The organism is Pseudomonas sp. EA_65y_Pfl1_P113 (genome assembly GCF_963970525.1).
GTDB classification, from domain to species: Bacteria; Pseudomonadota; Gammaproteobacteria; order Pseudomonadales; family Pseudomonadaceae; genus Aquipseudomonas; species Aquipseudomonas tritici.
Map to the genome: position 1 here is coordinate 1 of NZ_CAXAQM010000126.1, position 861 is coordinate 861.

Genomic DNA, 861 nt, shown 5'->3' on the forward strand with positions numbered 1-861 from the left:
AGACGAACACGCCCGACGCTTCCGCGGCATAGCCGCTGGCCGCGAGCGCGCCGTCCGGGGCAGTGATCACGACGCGAACGACGCCGCTGATGGTTTCGACCTTCGGGAGATAGCCGTCGGGTAGTGGCGCTTCCGCAAGGGGCACCGTCCCCGCTGTCATCATCCAGGAAGGCGCACAGATTTGCCAGTGCGACGGCAAAAGCGCCTTTAAGGGGTCGGTTCCGGCTGAGGGCGGAATGACACCCTAAGCATCGGCATCCTTGGGCCAGAGGTATTCGCCGGTGAGGAGGATATGTGCCCATCCGAGCGGGGAGATATGGGCGAGCAGGTGGTCGGGCGTATCCAGCCCCTCGCGGCGTCGGGCCTCGACGGCATGGCCGAGATGCAGGGTGTTCCAGTAGACGATGATGGCGGTGAGCAGGTTGAGGCCCGCGATCCGGTAGTGCTGGCCCTCGGTGGTGCGGTCGCGGATCTCGCCCTGACGGCCGATGCGCAGGGCGTTCTTCAGCGCGTGGTGCGCTTCGCCCTTGTTGAGGCCGACCTGGGTACGGCGCTGCATGCCAGCATCGAGAATCCATTCGATAATGAACAGCGTCCGTTCGATCCGGCCGACCTCGCGCAATGCGGCCGCCAGATCGTTCTGGCGCGGATAGGCGGCAAGCTTGCGCAGGATGCGGCTCGGCGCGACTTGGCCAGCACTCATGGTAGCCGCGCAGCGGAACAGGTCGGGCCAGTTGGACACGATCAGTGCGTCGCGTGCCTTACCGCCCACCAGCGGGCGCAGTTCGCTCGGCGTGTCGGCGGGATCGAACACGTACAGCCGTTTGGACGGAAGGTCGCGGATACGCAGTACGAGGCGGT

General features: G+C 66.0%; 1 protein-coding gene. It reads right to left on the reverse strand.

Going from position 1 to position 861, the window contains the following annotated elements:
• Positions 1-244 precede the first annotated feature (244 nt).
• Positions 245-861: Tn3 family transposase (locus AACY52_RS28625; protein ID WP_339561113.1), on the reverse strand; the 617-nt coding region annotated here is incomplete at its 5' end.